Below are 16,425 nucleotides of genomic sequence, written 5' to 3'. Positions count from 1 at the left end.
TGTCCGGCCCACCGTCAACCTCCCGCCGGACCGCCCTGTCAGGCGGTTAAACCCTGTCGCGTCACGCGGCCTCGGCGGCCACCCCCTCCGCGATGAAGCCCATCGACCGCCGCAGCGCCGGTTTCGCGTCCTCCAACGCGTGAACCGAGGCGGCGAAGGGCTCGAAGCTGATCGGCCCGGCGTAACCCGCCTCCCGTAGGGCCGCGATCTGCGCCACATTGCCCAGCCGATCCTCCGCATCGACCAGCACCCGGTGGCTGTCGCGCATGTCGGCCACCGAGACCGCAGCGTCGGTCACGCCCGAGACATGCACGATGCCGGTGTGCCCGGGGAAGATCGGCCCGCCGCCCGCCAGATGATGATGGAAGGTATCATGGACCAGCGCATAAGTCTCCGCCGCGCCCAGCGCCTCGATCGCCTCCACCAGTTCCGATTTGTGGCGCAGCGAGCAGATCTCGAAGCCCAGAGGCTCCACCATGCCGCGCAGCCGATGCGCCCTGAGCATCGGCAGCAACTCTGCCAGCGCCAGCCGCAGTGCCGCCTTGCGCTCCGCCTCGCCGGTGACCAGACCATCGTTGCGCGGGATCAGGCTCACCGCCTCGGCCCCCGCCGCCACGGCGGTCTGCATCAGCGCCTCGGCCTCGGCGCGCTTCGCGTCGGACCAGTCGTTGAACATCTTCACCTCGGCCAGTGCCAGAAAGCGCAGCCCCCTCTCGCGGCAGGCAGCACCGACCACTGCCGGATCGTCGCCCTGAAACAGCGGCCCCGGCAGGTCGTTGCGGAATTCCACGCCGACACAGCCGAGCCGAGCCGCCAGATCGACGAGGCCCCGCCAGCCGAGGCGCGGTGTCGTCATGTGGTTCAGCGCGAAAGGCAGCATCTCGACTCTCCCCCACGGCCCCCCGCCGTGGCAATGGAATTGATATTCCATTTTCGTCAATTTTCAAATGAAAAATTCCAAATCCGCGGCTGAGGCCCCGCACCGCCCAGGCGTGCCCGCCTCCGAACGTCACGCCCGGACGCAGATCGCCGCAGGAAATGCTGGCTCGGCACCGCCCCGTCTCCTGCGCTTTCCCGAGGGCCGTTCTTTGTAACCCTGTCCGGTGAAGCGGGAAGGCCGCAACGATCCATCGGCCCGGACCGACAACCCTCGCCAAGTGGGAGATGCGAAAAAGCCCCGGCGAGCCGGGGCTTTTTTCGACGCTGGACAGAAGCTCAGCCCTTGCGCACTTCGCTCGAGGATTTCAGAACCTCGTCGCCGTCGTCCTGCACGATCAGCAGCGCGGGTTCGTCCTTCGTCGCCTTGCGCGTCACGTCGGTGCCCTTGATGTTGCGGGTGATCTTGCGGGTGTAGACCTTGCTCACCTTGCCGCGGGCGGTGCCATTGCCCCAGTCCCACTGCACGGCGTCGCCCTTCGCAAACTCAGTCATTGCGGGGCTTTCCCTCCGAAGCCTTGATCTCCGCCGCCAGCTTCTCGGCCCAGGCGCGGCCCGGGTCGCCGCCCCAGAGCAGCCAGGCGACATAGCCCGCCGAGGGATCGTCCTCGTTGCCGAAGTTCTCGGCCTGCTTGTCGACCTCGTGGCGCTGGAAGAAATACACCATCCGCTTGATCGTCTGGGTGGACAGCGACTTGCGGCCCTTCAGATCGCGCGCCCGCGCCACGCCCACATTGGTGCCGCCGCGCTTGTATTTGCGCCTGAGCGCCAAGCCCTTTTCCGCCGCCGAGGCGACCTCGGCGGGCGGCGTCAGATCGATACCCATGTTCTTCGTCTTCGGCATCGCCGTTACCCTCCGTTTACAGAGGGAATAATGTCGAGCAGGGGTCGAATGTTCCCGGTCTACTCCTGCGAGCGCAGCACCTGCGCCGGGCGCGCCCCCAGCGGCCTCAGCGCAAAGGCCAGGCCCGCCAGCAGCGTCGCCGCCACGCCGCCCAGCACGATGGCCAGCGCCGACCACGGCTCGAAGGCATAGGAAACGTCCATCACGAAGGTCATCACCGCCCATCCGGCGACGCCGCCCGCAACGATGGCAACCCCGCCCGCCGCCGCCCCCAGGAGCGCCGAACGCAATGCAAAGCTCAGCAGGATGGTACCCCGCGTCGCCCCCAGCGTCTTCAGGACCGCCGCCTCGTAGACCCGCGCCCGCTCGCCCGCCGCCGCCGCACCGATCAGCACGACGAAGCCGGTGACCAGCGTCGCCGCCGCCGCCCAGGCGGTCGCGGTGGCGATGGCCGAGAGCGCCTCGGTCACCCGGTCGATGGCATCGCGCACCCGGATCGCGGTGATGTTGGGATAGGCCCCCGCCGTGTCGCGCAGGATCGCCGCCTCTGACTCCGGCGTCGCATAGACCGTCGAGATCCAGGTATGCGGCGCACCCGCCACCGCCGCCGGGTTCATCGCCATGACGAAGCCCATCCCGGCGGTGGAGAAATCGACCTCGCGGAACGAGGTGATCTCGGCCTCGATGTCACGCCCGAGGATGTTGACCACCAGCCGGTCACCGAGCTTCAGCCCGATCTCCTCGGCCTCTTCCGCCGCGAAGGAGATCTGCGCCGGACCCGAATAATCCTCGGGCCACCATTCGCCCGCCACCACGCGGGTGTTCTCGGGTGGCGCGGCGGAATAGGTCACGCCGCGGTCGCCGCGCACCACCCAGTGCTCGCCCGCCACCTCGCGAGCCGGACGACCGTTGATCTGGGTCAGCACCCCGCGCAGCATTGGCGCGCTTTCCACCTTCGACACGGCCGGATCGCCCTCCACCCGGTCGAGGAAGCCTCCGATCTGGTCCTGCTGGATATCGACGAAGAAATAGGACGGCGCCAGCTTCGGCAGGTCGCGGTCGATGGCCGAGCGCAGGTTGGCGTCGATCTGCCCGACCGCCGCCAGCACCGAAAGCCCGAGCCCCAGCGACAGGATGACCGACCCCGCCTCCTCGCGCGGCCCGCCGATGGCCGAGAGCGCCAGCCGAAGCGCCGTGCGCCCCCTGACCCACAGCCCGCGCGCCGCGGCCCTCGCGCCGCGCCGCACGCCCCATGCCGCCAGAAGCAGCACGAAGAGCGCCCCAACGATGCCCCCGGCACTGCCCAGCGCCAGCGTCACCGTGCCCGAGAACAGCACCGCCCCGCCGATCAGCAACAGCGCCAGCGCCACCAGCGCCAGAAGGTAGGGCCAGCGCGGCAGCCCCTCGCCGCCTCCGCCACGATAGAGCGAGGCCGCCCGCACCCCTTCGCTCCGCGCCAGAGGCCAGAGCGTGAAGAGGAAGGCCGTGACGATGCCGTAGAAGGCCGCCTCGGCCAGCGGGGCCGGGTAGATGGCGAAGGCCACCGGGAAGGGCAGTGAGGCCTCGATGAAAGGCGCGGCAGCCAGCGGCAGGGCCACGCCCAGCACCAGCCCGGCCAGCACGCCGATGGCCGTCAGCACGGCGATCTGCATCAGATAGACGGTGAAGATCGTCCGCCCCTCCGCCCCCAGCGTCTTCAGCGTGGCGATGGTTGCGATCTTGCCTTCCAGATAGGCCCGTACCGCCGCCGAGATCCCGACACCGCCGACGGCAAGCCCCGCCAGCCCCACCAGCACGAGGAAAGACCCGATCCGCTCGACGAAGCGCTCCAGCCCCGGCGTGGCGCGGCGGCTGTCGGACCAGCGCATCCCGGCGTCGCGCCATTGCGTCTCGGCCTGAGCCTCCAGCGCCGCCAGATCGCTGCCCGCCGGCAGGGTCATGCGATATTCCGTCTCGAACAGCGTCCCGGGCTCCAGCAGCCCCGACGCGGCCAGCGCCGGCGTCAGCACGATGGTCCGAGGCCCGAGCGCAAAGCCCCCCGCCGCCGAATCCGGCTCGCGGACGAGCACCGCGCCCAGCCGGAACTCCTGCACCCCCAGCGTGAAGCGGTCACCCACGGCCAGCCCCAGCCGGTCCACCAGCACCCGGTCCATCACGGCGCCCGGCAGCCCTTCGGCCCCCGCCAGCGCCTCGGCCAGGGGAACCTCGGGCTCCAGCACCACCTCGCCGACCAGCGGATAGGCGTCATCGACGCCCTTCACCTGCGTCAGCGCCCGGTCTTCGCCCACCGTCGCCATCGACCGGAAATCGACCACCTCCGATACGTCCGTGGCGATGCCCGCCATATAGGCAAGCTCCTCCTCCGTGGCGTAGCGATAGGTGAATTCCATCTGCGCATCGCCGCCCAGCAGCACCGCGCCCTGATCCTCGAGCCCGGCCTCGATCGCCGCGCGCACCATGCCGACGGCGGCAATGGCCGCCACCCCCAGCGCCAGACAGGCGAGGAAGACCCGGAAGCCCTTCACCCCGCCGCGCAACTCGCGCCGGGCGATCCGCCAGGCGACGCTCATGCCGCTTTCCGCTCTTCGCCGCTCACCATGCCGTCGGCCAGCCGCACCACCCGGTCGCAGCGCGCCGCCAACTCCGGCGCATGGGTGACCAGCACCAGCGTCGCGCCATGCCGGTCGCGCAGCCCGAACAGAAGGTCCATGATCGCCACCCCGTTCACCCCGTCGAGGTTCCCGGTCGGCTCATCGGCCAAAAGGATCGCCGGTCGCGGCGCCGCGGCCCGCGCCAGCGCCACCCGCTGCTGCTCGCCGCCCGACATCTGCGAGGGGTAATGATCCATCCGGCTGCCCAGGCCCACCGTGCGCAATTCCGCCTCGGCCCGCCCGAAGGCATCCTCGACTCCGGCGAGTTCCAGCGGCACCGCCACGTTTTCCAGCGCGGTCATTGTCGGGATCAGGTGGAAAGACTGGAACACCACCCCCATATTCCCACGACGGAAGCGCGCCAGCGCATCCTCGTCCAGCTTGGTCAGGTCATGGCCCAGCGCAACGACAGACCCAGAGGTGGCGCGTTCGAGCCCGCCCATCAGCATCAGGAGCGACGATTTGCCAGAACCGGACGGCCCGATCAGCCCCAGCGTCTCGCCCTTGGCCACCTCCAGCGAAATGCCCTTCAGAATCTCAACCGGCCCCGCATTGCCCGCCAATGTCAGCCGCGCCGCCTTCAGCGCCAGAACCGGATCACCCATGCACATCGCCTCTCAAGCCTGTTTCCCCCTTGCATATGGCGCAGCCCGCGCTTTGCGCAACTGCACGATGGCTCTGGTTTTCGCGACCACGGCCGCCGCCGCCGAACCCCAGACGCTGGTCGCCCTCGGCGACAGCCTGACCGCGGGCTACGGCCTGCCGCCCGAGGAGGGTTTCGTTCCGCAGTTGCAGAATTGGCTGAATGCCAAGGGAAAAGACGTCACCATCATCAACGCAGGCGTCTCCGGCGACACCACGGCGGGCGGTCTTGCCCGGCTCGACTGGAGCCTGACGCCCGAAACCGATGCCATGATTGTGAACCTCGGCGGCAACGATCTCTTGCGCGGGCTCGATCCGGCGAGCAGCCGTGCCAATTTAGACGCCATCTTGTCAAAGGCGTCGGAGCGCGATCTGCCGGTCCTGCTGGTCGGCCTGCGCGCTCCCGCCAACTACGGCCCGGCCTTCAAGCAGTCCTTCGACGCGATGTATCCCGAGCTTGCCGAGAAATACGGCGCTGCGCTCGACGGCGATTTCTTCGCCCCGCTCACCGCCGAGATGGATGTCGCCGCCGCCCGCCAGCGCTACCTGCAGCCCGACGGCGTCCACCCCAGCGCCGAGGGCGTGGCGGTGATCGTCGAAGCGCTCGGCCCGCAGGTCGAAAAGCTGCTGGACCGCGCCGCCAACTGAGGCCGAGCAGTCGGCTCTGGCCATTCCGGGCGGGGGGCGGCACAAAAGGCCGTGAACCGCCCGGAGGCCGCATGACCCTGATCGCCCGCCTGACCGAGATCCTCGGCGCATCCCATGTCCTGACCGGCGCCGACGCCGCGCGCTACGGCCGCGACTGGACCGGCAAATACACGGCCTCCCCCCTCGCCGTCGCCCGCCCCGCCTCAACCGCCGAGGTTTCGGCCGCGGTCAAGGCCTGCGCCGAGGCGGGGGTGGCGGTCATTCCCACCGGCGGGCTTACCGGGCTCACCGGCGCCACGATGAACGAGGGGGCGCTGATGCTCTCGCTCGAACGGATGAACCGCATCCGCGAGATCCGCCCCGAGGCCCGCATCGCCGTGGTCGAGGCGGGCACCATCCTGCAAAGCCTGCACGAGGCCGCCGAGGCGCGGAACCTCTCCTTCCCGCTCTGGTTCGGCGCCCGCGGTTCGGCGCAGATCGGCGGCGTGCTCTCGACCAACGCCGGCGGCTCCAACGTCCTGCGCTACGGCTCCACCCGCGCCCTCTGCCTCGGGCTCGAGGTTGTGCTGGCAGATGGCCGGGTGCTCGACCTGATGTCGGAACTACACAAGGACAATTCCGGCTACGACCTCAAGGATCTCTTCATCGGCGCCGAGGGCACCTTGGGCATCATCACCGCCGCGGTGATGAAGCTGGTTCCCCGCCCCCGCGCCCATGCCACGGCGACACTGGCCGCCCGCTCGCTGCCCGACGCGCTGATCCTCCTGAACCGGCTGCAGGAGGCCACGGGCGGCGCGGTCGAAGCCTTCGAATACATGCCCCGCCGCTACATGGACCGCCTCCTGCGCGAGATGCCTTCGGTGAAGCCGCCCTTTGCCGAACCCCACGAGACCACCATCCTCGTCGAAGTCGGCGCCACCGCCCCCCGCGACGCCGACCCGCTGTCCGACGGCAGCCTGCCCATCGTCACCCTGCTGGAAGAGACGCTGGCCCGGATGATGGAGGAGGGCATGGTGCTCGACGCCACCGTCGCCCGCACCGAGGCCCAGCGCCGCGAGATGTGGGAGCGCCGCGAATCCGCCGCCCGCATCACCTTCACCCGCACCCCGATCATCGACACCGACATCGCCGTGCCGCTCGATCTGGTCGGCGAATTCCTCACCGGGATCGAGGCGCGGATGCCCGCCATCGACCCCGGCGCCGAGACGCTGGCCGTGGCCCATCTCGGCGACGGCAACGTGCATTACACCGTCTACCCGACCCGCACCGACAAGGCGTTGGACGAGGCCATCGTCACGGCGATCGAGGATGTGGTGGAGAGCCTCGGTGGCAGCTTCTCGGCCGAGCATGGCGTGGGCCTGTCGAAACTGCCGTCGATGACCCGGCGCAAGGATGCCGTGGCGCTGGAGGTGATGCGCAGCATAAAGGCCGCGCTCGACCCGCGCGGCCTTCTCAATCCGGGAAAAACAATTCCCGGACCCTGACTCAGCGCCAGCTGAAGAACCCCTCCGGCGCCCGGCCCAGCAGCTCCGCCGCCAGCGCCAGCCCCAGCGCCTGCCCGTCCGACACCGGCCCGCGCAGCTCGCCCGAGATCGCCTCCGACCCGTCGGGCCGCAGGATCTCGCCGCGCATCCACAGCTCGCTCCCCTCCAGCACCGCCAGTCCGGCGATCGGTGTCTCGCAGGAGCCGTCGAGCCGCAGCAGGAAGCTGCGCTCGGCGATCAGCCGGTGCCCGGTCGGCCCGTCGTGGATCGCCGCCAGCATCTCCTCGCTGCGCGGATCGTCGATCCGCCGCTCGATGCCGATGGCGCCCTGCGCCACCGCGGGCAGCATCTCCTCATGCTCCACCGCTACCCGGGCCACGTCATCCATCTTCAGCCGGTTCAGCCCGGCCATCGCAAGGAAGGTCGCCCGCGCCACGCCGTCGGCCAGCTTCTTCATCCGCGTCTGCACGTTGCCGCGGAACTCCACCACCTGCAGATCGGGCCGCCGGTTGAGAAGTTGCGCCCGCCGCCGGAGGCTCGACGACCCCACCACGGCGCCCTGCGGCAAATCAGCCATTCCCCCCGGAAACGGCGAGACGAAGGCATCCCGCGTGTCCTCGCGCGGCAGGTAGGTGTCGAGGATCAGCCCCTCCGGCTGCAGCGTCGGCATGTCCTTCATGGAATGCACGGCGATATCGATTCCGCCGTCCAGCAGCGCCTCCTCGATCTCGCGGGTGAAGAGACCTTTGCCGCCGATCTCCTTCAGGGGCCGGTCAAGTACCTTATCCCCCGTGGTTTTTATCACGACGATCTCGAATGCCTCTTCCGGCAGCGAAAAGGCCGCGGAGAGCCGCGCCCTCGTCTCATAGGCTTGCGCCAAGGCGAGGGGCGATCCGCGGGTGCCGATCTTGAGGGGTTCAGCGGGTGTGGGCATGGAGTGTGTCATGCCGAATTGGTTAGCGCTGTCCACTTCGCCTGACAACTCCCCATATTGACATCCCGCGCCGCGCTTGGGAACAGCAAGCCAAGCCATGAAGGAGCATCCGATGACCAAGACGATCCTGCGCGCGCTCAAGGGCGAGACCCTGCCGACGCCCCCGATCTGGATGATGCGTCAGGCGGGGCGCTACCTGCCGGAATACCGCGCCACCCGGGCGCAGGCGGGCGATTTTCTCTCGCTCTGCTACAACCCCGAGCTCGCCGCCGAGGTGACGCTGCAGCCGATCCGCCGCTACGGCTTCGACGCGGCCATCCTCTTCGCCGACATCCTGCTCCTGCCGCAGGCGCTGGGGGCCGAGCTGTGGTTCGCCACCGGCGAGGGCCCGCGCCTGTCGACCATCACCGACATGGCCGGGGTCGAGGCGCTGAAGCCCAAGGAAGACATCCACGAGACGCTGGCGCCGATCTACGAGACCTGCCGCATCCTCGCCCGCGAACTTCCCAAGGAGACAACCTTCATCGGTTTCGCCGGGGCGCCCTGGACTGTCGCCACCTACATGATCGCCGGCCGCGGCTCGCCCGATCAGGCTGCCGCCCACCGGCTGAAGGACACCGACCGCCCGGCCTTCACCGCGCTGATCGACAAGATCACCGAGGCGACGGTCGACTATCTGTCCAAGCAGGTCGAGGCGGGCGTCGAGGTGGTGAAGATCTTCGACAGCTGGGCCGGCTCGCTCAAGGGTCAGGACTTCGCCGATTTCGCCGTCGAGCCCGCCCGCCGCATCATCGCCGAGCTGAAGGCCCGCCACCCCGGCCTGCCGATCATCGCTTTCCCGCGCGAGGCCCGCGACGGCTACATCGGCTTCGCCGACAAGACCGGCGCCGATTGCGTGGCGATCGACAATTCGGTGACGCCGGAATGGGCGGCCGAGCATGTGCAGAAATCCGGCTGTGTGCAGGGCAATCTTGATCCGTCCTACATGGTGACCGGCGGCGCCGAGCTCGTCACCGCCACCCGCCGCGTCGTCGAGGCCTTCTCGCACGGCCCGCACATCTTCAACCTCGGCCACGGCATCACCCCCGACGCCGACCCCGACAACGTCTCGCGCATGATCGACACGATCCGCCGCTGATTGCGCTGCGGCGGCCCCGCAGGGGCCGCCGTCACACCCTCGTGAGCCTCCGGCAGTTGATCCCGCCGCGGCGACCTGACACCTTCCGCCCAAACGTGGAGCGAACCATGCGTCAGGCCCTTCTCATCCTTGCCCTTCTCCTGCCCGCCGCCGCTGCCGAGGCCCGGCCCGAGGCCTGCCTGACCTCGCTCGAGGGCTTCCCGACCCCGCTGCACTACGACACCGAGGATGCCGAGATGCGGCAGAACCGCAGCTATCGCGAGCGCTTCCTCGGCGGCTATGGCGACATCACCTGCCCCGGCTATGTCACGCTGCGCGCCCTCACCCCGGGCCTCACCGACCGCGAACGGTCGGTGTTCTGCCTGCAGTTCGACAGGAAGGCCGAAACCTACACCGGCTTCTCCGAGGGCAAGCGCAATGCCTATCTGCATTGCGCCCAGCCCTCCGGCTCCTTCTGTCAGCGGGTGAACGATTCGCGCGATACCGCGGTGGCCATCGCCGGTCAGGCGGGCAAGGCGATCTCCGGGGTGAACGCGGTGCAGAACAGCACCGGCGCCGTGGTCCTGACCGGCACCAGCAACAGCATCACCGCCGCCCTCTCCAGCTTCGGCACCTCGACCGCCGCCGCGCTCTCGGCGCCTGCGGTCCTCGCCGCCGCCGCCGTCACCGTGGTGGCCGTCGGCGGCACGGTCTACGTCTGCAGCGAGTGACCCGACCCGGGGTGACCCGCCGCCTCAGGTCGTCTGCATCACCCGTGCACGCACCGTGCATCGGATGTGCATCGCCTCAAACCCACTTCGCCAGCGGCGGCAGGCTCATCAGCACGGCATTGGCGTCGTGCCCGGTCTCCAGCCCGAACTTGGTGCCGCGGTCATAGACGAGGTTGTATTCGGCGTAGAGACCGCGGTGGATCAGCTGCGCTTCCTTCTCGGCCTCGCCCCAATCCATCCCGCGCCGCTTCTCCACCAGAGGCACGAAGGCGGGCAGGAAGGCGCGCCCCACATCTTGTGTGAAGGCAAAGTCGGCCTCCCAGTCGCCGGTGTTGAGATCGTCATAGAAGATCCCCCCCACCCCACGCGCCCGGCCCCGGTGCGGGACGAAGAAATACTCATCGGCCCAGGCCTTGAACCGCGGGAAGTAATCGGGCGCATGCGCATCGCAGGCGGCCTGCATCCGGCCATGGAAATGCGCGGTATCCTCTTGATATTCAAGGCAGGGGTTCAGGTCCGACCCGCCGCCGAACCACCAGGCATGCGGCGTCCAGAACATGCGGGTGTTCATGTGAACGGCAGGCGCATGCGGGTTCTGCATATGGGCGACAAGGCTGATGCCCGAGGCCCAGAACTCCGGGTTCTCGGCCATCCCGGGCACGCCGCGCGCCGCCATGGCCTTCTGCGCCCGCTCGCCAAGACTACCATATACGGTGGAGACGTTGACGCCGACCTTCTCGAACACCCGCCCGCCGCGCATGACGCTCATCAACCCGCCGCCGCCGCTCTCGCGCCGCGTCTCGGTCACCTCGAAGCGCCCTGCGGTGCCGCCGCCGGCGTGGCTGTCTTCAAGCCCTTCGAAAGACGCGACAATCTCGTCGCGCAGGCTGCGAAACCAGGCCGAGGCGCGGGCCTTCCGGGTCTCGAACTCCTCAATCATGCATACCTCCCACCGCTTTTACCCAGCCGTAACAGGTTCGGCATCGCCGTTCCAGCAAGCAGGAAAGGTTTGGAAGCGGACAAAGCGACGCGCTAGACAGGACGAAAGGAGATTGCCATGAAAGCCCTGCTGTTCCTGCCCCTCGGCCTCGCCCTCGCCGCCTGCGGCACGCCGCAGGAGCGGTGCATCTATCGCGAGACCCGCGACCTGCGCACCGTCGACAGCCTGATCGCCACGACCCAGCTAAACCTGTCGCGCGGCTATGCCATGGAAGACAAAGTGATTTACGAGCCGGTCTGGGAGCAGTGCGGCGACCGTTTCCGGCGTGACAAGCGCACAGGCGCGGTGGTGGCGGTGGCGCCGCGGCTCTGCCTCGAAAGCCGCCCGCGCACCATCTCGCGCCCCAAGGCCATCGATCTGGCCGCCGAGGCGCGTACGCTGGCCAGCCTCAAGGCCAAGCGGTCGGAGTTGTCGCGCAGCGCGCAGGGCTCCGTCAGCCAATGCCGGGCGCAGTATCCCGAGTGATCAGTGCACCGGCGCCTGCACCGCGTCGATCAGCCCGCGCCCGCCATCCAGCGTCAGGATCTGCCCGGTCATGAAGGCCGCGGCGTCGGAGGCGAGGAACTGCACCGTCTCGGCCAGCTCCGAGGCGCTGGCGATGCGCTGCATCGGCGTGCAGCCGGTGATCGCGTCGCGATAGGCGGGGTTTTCCTTCAGCGACATCTGCAGGCTCGCGCTCATCACCGAACCGAAGGCGACCGCGTTCACCCGGATGCCCTTGGGCGCCAGCGCCACCGCCATGGAACGAGTCATCTGGTCGAGCGCCGCGCAGCTGATCGAATAGCCGAGGAGCTGCGGCTGGGTGCGATGGGCGGCAATCGAGGAGATGTTGATCACAGAACCGATTTGCCCCTCGCGAAGATCGCCGGACTTTTCGGCCCGGGCGATCATGCGCTTGGCGGTCAGCTGGGTCAGGCGCAGGCTGGTCAGCAGGTTCTGCTGCAGCAGCGTCTCCACCGCGTCATCCTCGGGGCAGAGCGGATCGGAGGGCGCCATCTGCCGGCTCGCGTTCACGAGGATATCCACCCGGTCGAAGGCATCGACCGTGGCGGACAGCAGATTGGTGATGGTGAGCTTCTCGCGCAGATCGCCCGCGAACATGCGCAGCGGCCCCTCGGCCCGCGCCTCTTCGCCGACCTGCTGCTCCAGCCGTTCCTCGTCGATGTCGACGAACATGACATTGGCACCCTTGTCGAGGAAATGCCGGGCGATGGCATAGCCGATGCCGTTGGCGGCGCCGGTCACGATGGCGGTCTTGCCTGCGATGGAAAGTGACATGGGAGGACCCCGTTAAATGTGTCTCGCCCGCTCGGGGCGGGCAGCGCGGATGACCTTGAAGGCGGAATCGCCGCCTGCGTCCTTCACCTCGCGGAACAGCGTGGCAAGGCCACGGTCGTAGGGCAGGTGGCGGTTGGCCACCAGCCAGAGCACCCCGGCGGGCTGCAGGAGCCGCGCCGCGGCCTGGAGAAAGCTCATCCCCAAGGCCGGATCGGCATCGCGCGAGATGTGGAAGGGCGGGTTGCAGACGATGAAATCCGCCAGTTTCTCGGGCTTGAAGGTCGTGGCATCGGCCCAGTGGAAGCGTGCCCGCAGATCGGTGACGTTGACCCGGGCGCAGTCGAGCGCTGCGGCCTCGGCCTCGACCAGATCGAGCTGCTTCACCCCCTCGCGCGCCAGCACCGCGCGCGACAGGAACCCCCAGCCCGCACCGAGGTCGATGCCCCTGCCCTGCAGGCTGGCAGGCAGAGCCTCGGCCAGAAGCAGGGAGCCACGGTCGGGACCGTCAGTGGAGAAGACGCCGGGCCGCGTCTGGAAGCCACCCTCGACCGTCTTCGGTGCCCCGGCCCAATCCTCGAGCCCGGGTGCGGCGGCGAAGGTGAAGAGCTTGCCATGCGCCTTGGAGAGCGTGGCCGAAACGCCGAGCCGCTCGCCCAGATCGCGGTAGACCGACTCGATCCCGTCGGTCTTCTGCCCGTCGACGACGACGAGCCCGCCGGGGAGCACGGCATGGGTCACCTCGGCCAGCAGCGCCCGCGCCTCGGCCTTGGCGCGGGGCAGGCAGATGACGGCGGCGGCATGACCTGCCCCGCCCTCGACCGCGACGCGGTAGCCTTGAGCTGCGAAGGCGTCGTGGTCTGGCCGGAAGCCCTGCACGACCAGAAGACGCTCCTTCGGCAGGGCCGACAGATCGTCACCGGCCCGCGGGCGATAGACGGCAATGGTGCCCGCGTCAGGCAGCACCACGGCGCCCGTCTCAAGTGCGAGGGTCAATCTTGCAGATCGCATGAGCGGCCGCGGGCGGCCCTATTCCTTTTCCATGGTGCATTGCAGCGGATGCTGGTGGCGGCGGGCGAAATCCATCACCTGCGCCACTTTCGTCTCCGCCACCTCGAAGGAGAACACGCCGACGACCGCCAACCCCTTCTTGTGAACCGTCAGCATGATCTCGAAAGCCTGCGCGTGGTTCAGCCCGAAGAAGCGCTCCAGCACATGCACGACGAATTCCATCGGGGTGTAATCGTCGTTCAGCAGGAGCACCTTGTAGAGCGGCGGGCGCTGGGTCTTGCTGCGGGTCTTGGTCAGGATGGACGCGTCACCGCCGGGCCCGTCTGTCTTGTCGGACATCTGAAGCGGGCGGATGATCACGGACGAGGCTCCTGTCGGATCGCGGATTCGGGATGAGGCGCTGAAGGTGACAGTATAATGGTTTTTCCTTCTTCGGAAAGGGGGGCCAAGCCGCGTGGCGGGGCTTGCGAAAGCGCCCTCCCGCGGCAAGACTGCGGCCATCATGACAGACAGCCTCACAACAATCGGTTTCGACGCCGACGACACGCTCTGGCAGAACGAGACGTTCTTCCGGCTCACTCAGGACCGCTTCACCCGGCTTCTCGCCGATTACGCCGAAGCGGACCACCTGCACGACCGCCTGCTGGAGGCCGAGCGCCGCAATCTGGGGGCTTACGGCTTCGGCATCAAGGGGTTCGTGCTGTCGATGATCGAAACGGCGATCGAGGTGACCGACGGGCGGGTGCCGGCCTCGGTCATCGCCGAGATCATGGCGGCGGGGCGCGAGATGCTGGAGCACCCGATCGAGCTGCTGCCGCATGCCCGGAGCGCGGTCGAGGCACTGGCCGACCGCTACCGGGTGATTCTCATCACCAAGGGCGATCTTCTGGATCAGGAGCGCAAGCTGGCGCAATCGGGGCTGGGCGAGCTGTTCCACGGCGTGGAGATCGTCTCGCAGAAGACGGCTCCGGTCTACCGGCGGCTTTTCGCGCGGCACGGCGATGGGGCGGAGCGGGCGCTGATGGTCGGCAACTCGTTGAAATCCGACGTGCTGCCGGTGATCGAGGCCGGCGGCTGGGGTGTGCATGTGCCGCATGGCCTGATCTGGGCGCTGGAGTTCGCCGAGCCTCCGGCGGGCCACCGCCGCTTCCGCGAGCTCCCAGACCTCGGCGGCCTTCCGGCGCTGGTGGAGGAGATCGGCAGGGGTGGGGCACAAGTTGTTGCTGAACAGTCGGTTGACCCAAAATCTGCGTCAAGCCAATGAAGGACCGTGTCAAACCTGTTGAAACATGGGGGTTTTCCTGAATCACACCTTATGTTAGCGTTTCGCCATGAATAATAAGCCCCGGACATAAAGCGGGGCGGGACCGAGGCAGAAGAAGGACATGGCGACGTGAAATCGCTTATGGGGCAGTATGTCCGCAGTCTGACATTCGTGGTTGTAGCGGCATGCACCGCCGTCTCTGCAGGGGCCCTGCGCGCAGCGCCCTATGCAGCCGTGGTGATGGACGCACGAACCGGTGAAACTCTCTACGAGAACAACGCCGACACCCGATTGCATCCCGCATCGCTGACCAAGATGATGACGCTCTACATCACCTTCGAGGCGATCCAGCGCGGCGAGATCAGTCTGGACACGATGGTGACCGTGTCGAAACACGCCGCCTCGCAGCCGCCGTCGAAGCTCGGCCTGCGCAGCGGCCAGAAGATCGCCCTGCGCTATCTGATCCGCGCCGCCGCCGTGAAATCTGCCAACGACGCCGCCACTGCCATCTGCGAGGCTGTCGGCGGGTCGCAGGCGCAGTTCGCCGCCCGCATGAACCGCACCGCCAAGGCGATCGGCATGCGCAGCACGACCTTCAAGAACTGCAACGGCCTGACCAGCGAGGGCCACCTGTCCACCGCGCGCGACATGAACACCATGGGGCGGCGGCTGTTCTTCGATTTCCCGCAATATTACAACATCTTCTCGCGCCGCACCGCCGATGCCGGGATGGCCAAGGTCAACAACACCAACACCCGATTCCTCGATGCCTACAAGGGCGCCGACGGGATCAAGACCGGCTACACCAACCCGGCAGGCTTCAACCTGACCGCCTCGGCGGAGCGTGGCAACAAGCGGATCATCGCGACGATCTTCGGCGGCAAGTCCACTGCGCAGCGCAATGCCAAGATGACCGAGCTGATGGATCTGGGCTTCAAGGCCGCGCCGAACAACGCCCGTGTCCGCAAGCCCGCCCCGATCGCCTATGAGGCCGTGGCCGTGGCGCAGGCCGCGCCGAGCGGGGTCGACGGCGATATCGGCGACGCGCCGGGCAAGACGATTCGCATGGTGATGGCGGTGGCAACCTCGCCGCGTCCCCTGCCCCGCCCGGGTCTGGCCAATGCGGCGGCGGCGGCGCAGGCCGTGACGGCCATGCAGGGCAGCATCGATTCGGCGCTGGCAGAGGCGGCGACGGCGGGTGCGGTCGAGGCGGTGGTGGCCTCCATCGCGCCGGAGAATGGCAGCATCGTCAACCTTTCGGCCTCGCTCGTGCCCCAGCCTCGTCCGGAGGTGGAAGGCACGCAGGTCGCTTCGGTCGTGGTGCCGACGCCGGTCGCCCCCGTGCCCACCGCCCCCGAAGTGGTGACCCGCATGTCGACCTCCGGTGGGCGGCATTGGGGCATCAACGTGGGCCGGTTCCCCTCCAACGCCACGGCGGAGCGGCAGCTGATGACCATCGCCCTGGCCGAAAGCGGCACACTGACCGACGGGCTGCGCAAGATCGTGCAGCGTGGCGGGGGCTATGACGCGAACTTCATGGGGCTGACGCAGGATCAGGCCGACCTCGCCTGTCGCCGGCTGCAGGCCCGCGCGGTGCAGTGCTTCGCCATCGGGCCGTAAGCGCCGCTTACCCACGCAAAACGGCAACGCCGGGCCGCGAGGCTCCGGCGTCTTCATGTCAGGGCTTGGGCTTGTCCTCGTAGTCGGGCTTCAGGATCCGGCTGGCGTCGCCCTGCGGATCGTCGAACTGCCGCGCCTTCAGCGCCCAGAAGAAGGCGGCAAGACCGATCCCGCCAAGGAACAGCGAGATCGGGATGAGATAGGCGAGGATATCCATCAGCGCAGCCTCAGGGCATTCAAGGAAACCGTGATCGACGAGAGCGACATG

Annotated in this window: 18 protein-coding genes; 7 read left to right on the top strand and 11 right to left on the bottom strand. The window is 68.3% G+C overall.

Going from position 1 to position 16,425, the window contains the following annotated elements:
- Positions 1-61 precede the first annotated feature (61 nt).
- From AC3A5Z_RS17500 to AC3A5Z_RS17480, 5 genes are all read right to left on the bottom strand, one after another.
- Complete coding sequence (locus AC3A5Z_RS17500; protein ID WP_487520609.1) at positions 62-880, bottom strand: TIM barrel protein; 819 nt, start codon at positions 878-880, stop codon at positions 62-64.
- Positions 881-1,215: 335 nt separating this feature from the next.
- On the bottom strand, positions 1,216-1,431 hold the full coding sequence (locus AC3A5Z_RS17495) for a hypervirulence associated TUDOR domain-containing protein (protein WP_487520608.1): 216 nt from the start codon (positions 1,429-1,431) through the stop codon (positions 1,216-1,218).
- Positions 1,424-1,780 (bottom strand): hypothetical protein, encoded by a 357-nt coding sequence (locus AC3A5Z_RS17490; protein WP_487520607.1) that lies wholly within the window; start codon positions 1,778-1,780, stop codon positions 1,424-1,426. The genes AC3A5Z_RS17495 and AC3A5Z_RS17490 overlap by 8 nt, the downstream gene beginning before the upstream one ends.
- Positions 1,781-1,839: 59 nt before the next feature.
- Entirely contained in the window at positions 1,840-4,350 is a 2,511-nt protein-coding gene (locus AC3A5Z_RS17485; protein WP_487520606.1) for an ABC transporter permease, read from the bottom strand.
- Positions 4,347-5,036, bottom strand: coding sequence for an ABC transporter ATP-binding protein (locus tag AC3A5Z_RS17480; RefSeq protein ID WP_136793105.1), 690 nt, complete (start codon positions 5,034-5,036; stop codon positions 4,347-4,349). Before AC3A5Z_RS17480 ends, AC3A5Z_RS17485 begins: the two co-directional genes overlap by 4 nt.
- Here AC3A5Z_RS17480 and AC3A5Z_RS17475 point away from each other — a divergent pair.
- Positions 5,035-5,721 carry an arylesterase gene (locus AC3A5Z_RS17475; protein ID WP_487520605.1) on the top strand — a complete coding sequence of 229 codons (687 nt, stop codon included), beginning with the start codon at positions 5,035-5,037 and terminating at the stop codon, positions 5,719-5,721. The two genes, AC3A5Z_RS17480 and AC3A5Z_RS17475, sit on opposite strands and share 2 nt — an antisense overlap.
- A gap of 71 nt (positions 5,722-5,792) precedes the next feature.
- The gene (locus AC3A5Z_RS17470; RefSeq protein ID WP_487520603.1) at positions 5,793-7,205 is read left to right on the top strand and encodes an FAD-binding oxidoreductase; all 1,413 of its coding nucleotides are present in this window, start codon (positions 5,793-5,795) and stop codon (positions 7,203-7,205) included.
- Position 7,206: 1 nt separating this feature from the next.
- Here AC3A5Z_RS17470 and hemC read toward each other — a convergent pair whose 3' ends face one another.
- Positions 7,207-8,139 carry a hydroxymethylbilane synthase gene (gene hemC / locus AC3A5Z_RS17465; protein ID WP_487520602.1) on the bottom strand — a complete coding sequence of 311 codons (933 nt, stop codon included), beginning with the start codon at positions 8,137-8,139 and terminating at the stop codon, positions 7,207-7,209.
- Between the two features lie 112 nt (positions 8,140-8,251).
- On the opposite strand from hemC, the gene hemE reads away from it, so the two are divergent.
- Positions 8,252-9,277, top strand: coding sequence for a uroporphyrinogen decarboxylase (hemE, locus tag AC3A5Z_RS17460; protein ID WP_487520601.1), 1,026 nt, complete (start codon positions 8,252-8,254; stop codon positions 9,275-9,277).
- Between the two features lie 107 nt (positions 9,278-9,384).
- Positions 9,385-9,987 carry a hypothetical protein gene (locus AC3A5Z_RS17455; protein ID WP_487520600.1) on the top strand — a complete coding sequence of 201 codons (603 nt, stop codon included), beginning with the start codon at positions 9,385-9,387 and terminating at the stop codon, positions 9,985-9,987.
- 76 nt (positions 9,988-10,063) lie between these two features.
- Here AC3A5Z_RS17455 and hemF read toward each other — a convergent pair whose 3' ends face one another.
- Positions 10,064-10,927, bottom strand: coding sequence for an oxygen-dependent coproporphyrinogen oxidase (hemF, locus tag AC3A5Z_RS17450; protein WP_487520599.1), 864 nt, complete (start codon positions 10,925-10,927; stop codon positions 10,064-10,066).
- Positions 10,928-11,044: 117 nt separating this feature from the next.
- Here hemF and AC3A5Z_RS17445 point away from each other — a divergent pair, with 117 nt between their 5' ends.
- The gene (locus AC3A5Z_RS17445) at positions 11,045-11,452 is read left to right on the top strand and encodes a hypothetical protein (protein ID WP_487520598.1); all 408 of its coding nucleotides are present in this window, start codon (positions 11,045-11,047) and stop codon (positions 11,450-11,452) included.
- Here AC3A5Z_RS17445 and AC3A5Z_RS17440 read toward each other — a convergent pair whose 3' ends face one another.
- From AC3A5Z_RS17440 to clpS, 3 genes are read right to left on the bottom strand one after another with little or no spacing between them, the layout of a single operon-like run.
- Positions 11,453-12,265: an SDR family NAD(P)-dependent oxidoreductase gene (locus AC3A5Z_RS17440; protein WP_487520597.1), complete on the bottom strand. Its 813-nt coding sequence runs from the start codon at positions 12,263-12,265 to the stop codon at positions 11,453-11,455.
- Between the two features lie 12 nt (positions 12,266-12,277).
- A complete protein-coding gene (locus AC3A5Z_RS17435; protein ID WP_487520596.1) occupies positions 12,278-13,273 on the bottom strand; it encodes a class I SAM-dependent methyltransferase in 996 nt (331 codons plus the stop codon).
- A gap of 18 nt (positions 13,274-13,291) precedes the next feature.
- Positions 13,292-13,612 carry an ATP-dependent Clp protease adapter ClpS gene (clpS, locus tag AC3A5Z_RS17430; protein ID WP_487520966.1) on the bottom strand — a complete coding sequence of 107 codons (321 nt, stop codon included), beginning with the start codon at positions 13,610-13,612 and terminating at the stop codon, positions 13,292-13,294.
- Positions 13,613-13,775: 163 nt separating this feature from the next.
- Here clpS and AC3A5Z_RS17425 point away from each other — a divergent pair, with 163 nt between their 5' ends.
- Together AC3A5Z_RS17425 and AC3A5Z_RS17420 are read left to right on the top strand one after the other, a co-directional pair.
- The gene (locus tag AC3A5Z_RS17425) at positions 13,776-14,537 is read left to right on the top strand and encodes an HAD family hydrolase (RefSeq protein WP_487520595.1); all 762 of its coding nucleotides are present in this window, start codon (positions 13,776-13,778) and stop codon (positions 14,535-14,537) included.
- A 129-nt stretch (positions 14,538-14,666) separates the two neighbouring features.
- Entirely contained in the window at positions 14,667-16,157 is a 1,491-nt protein-coding gene (locus AC3A5Z_RS17420; RefSeq protein WP_487520594.1) for a D-alanyl-D-alanine carboxypeptidase family protein, read from the top strand.
- Positions 16,158-16,215: 58 nt separating this feature from the next.
- Here the strand turns inward: AC3A5Z_RS17420 and ccoS are convergent, their stop codons facing one another.
- Positions 16,216-16,374 carry a cbb3-type cytochrome oxidase assembly protein CcoS gene (gene ccoS / locus AC3A5Z_RS17415; protein WP_136794880.1) on the bottom strand — a complete coding sequence of 53 codons (159 nt, stop codon included), beginning with the start codon at positions 16,372-16,374 and terminating at the stop codon, positions 16,216-16,218.
- Positions 16,375-16,425 lie beyond the last annotated feature (51 nt).

This window comes from Cereibacter sp. Soil_C_27 (assembly GCF_057657095.1).
The sequence above is the reverse complement of the archived record's forward strand: the minus strand, read 5'-3'. Positions and strand labels throughout refer to the sequence as shown.

Coding starts and splice junctions, on each gene's coding strand:
- AC3A5Z_RS17440 (WP_487520597.1), bottom strand. CDS start 12,265: ATGTCACTTTCCATCGCAGGCAAGACCGCCATCGTGACCGGCGCCGCC.
- AC3A5Z_RS17480 (WP_136793105.1), bottom strand. CDS start 5,036: ATGGGTGATCCGGTTCTGGCGCTGAAGGCGGCGCGGCTGACATTGGCG.
- hemE (WP_487520601.1), top strand. CDS start 8,252: ATGACCAAGACGATCCTGCGCGCGCTCAAGGGCGAGACCCTGCCGACG.
- AC3A5Z_RS17490 (WP_487520607.1), bottom strand. CDS start 1,780: ATGCCGAAGACGAAGAACATGGGTATCGATCTGACGCCGCCCGCCGAG.
- AC3A5Z_RS17495 (WP_487520608.1), bottom strand. CDS start 1,431: ATGACTGAGTTTGCGAAGGGCGACGCCGTGCAGTGGGACTGGGGCAAT.
- AC3A5Z_RS17500 (WP_487520609.1), bottom strand. CDS start 880: ATGCTGCCTTTCGCGCTGAACCACATGACGACACCGCGCCTCGGCTGG.
- hemC (WP_487520602.1), bottom strand. CDS start 8,139: ATGCCCACACCCGCTGAACCCCTCAAGATCGGCACCCGCGGATCGCCC.
- AC3A5Z_RS17475 (WP_487520605.1), top strand. CDS start 5,035: ATGCACATCGCCTCTCAAGCCTGTTTCCCCCTTGCATATGGCGCAGCC.
- AC3A5Z_RS17455 (WP_487520600.1), top strand. CDS start 9,385: ATGCGTCAGGCCCTTCTCATCCTTGCCCTTCTCCTGCCCGCCGCCGCT.
- AC3A5Z_RS17445 (WP_487520598.1), top strand. CDS start 11,045: ATGAAAGCCCTGCTGTTCCTGCCCCTCGGCCTCGCCCTCGCCGCCTGC.
- AC3A5Z_RS17470 (WP_487520603.1), top strand. CDS start 5,793: ATGACCCTGATCGCCCGCCTGACCGAGATCCTCGGCGCATCCCATGTC.
- hemF (WP_487520599.1), bottom strand. CDS start 10,927: ATGATTGAGGAGTTCGAGACCCGGAAGGCCCGCGCCTCGGCCTGGTTT.
- AC3A5Z_RS17435 (WP_487520596.1), bottom strand. CDS start 13,273: ATGCGATCTGCAAGATTGACCCTCGCACTTGAGACGGGCGCCGTGGTG.
- AC3A5Z_RS17485 (WP_487520606.1), bottom strand. CDS start 4,350: ATGAGCGTCGCCTGGCGGATCGCCCGGCGCGAGTTGCGCGGCGGGGTG.
- clpS (WP_487520966.1), bottom strand. CDS start 13,612: ATGTCCGACAAGACAGACGGGCCCGGCGGTGACGCGTCCATCCTGACC.
- AC3A5Z_RS17425 (WP_487520595.1), top strand. CDS start 13,776: ATGACAGACAGCCTCACAACAATCGGTTTCGACGCCGACGACACGCTC.
- ccoS (WP_136794880.1), bottom strand. CDS start 16,374: ATGGATATCCTCGCCTATCTCATCCCGATCTCGCTGTTCCTTGGCGGG.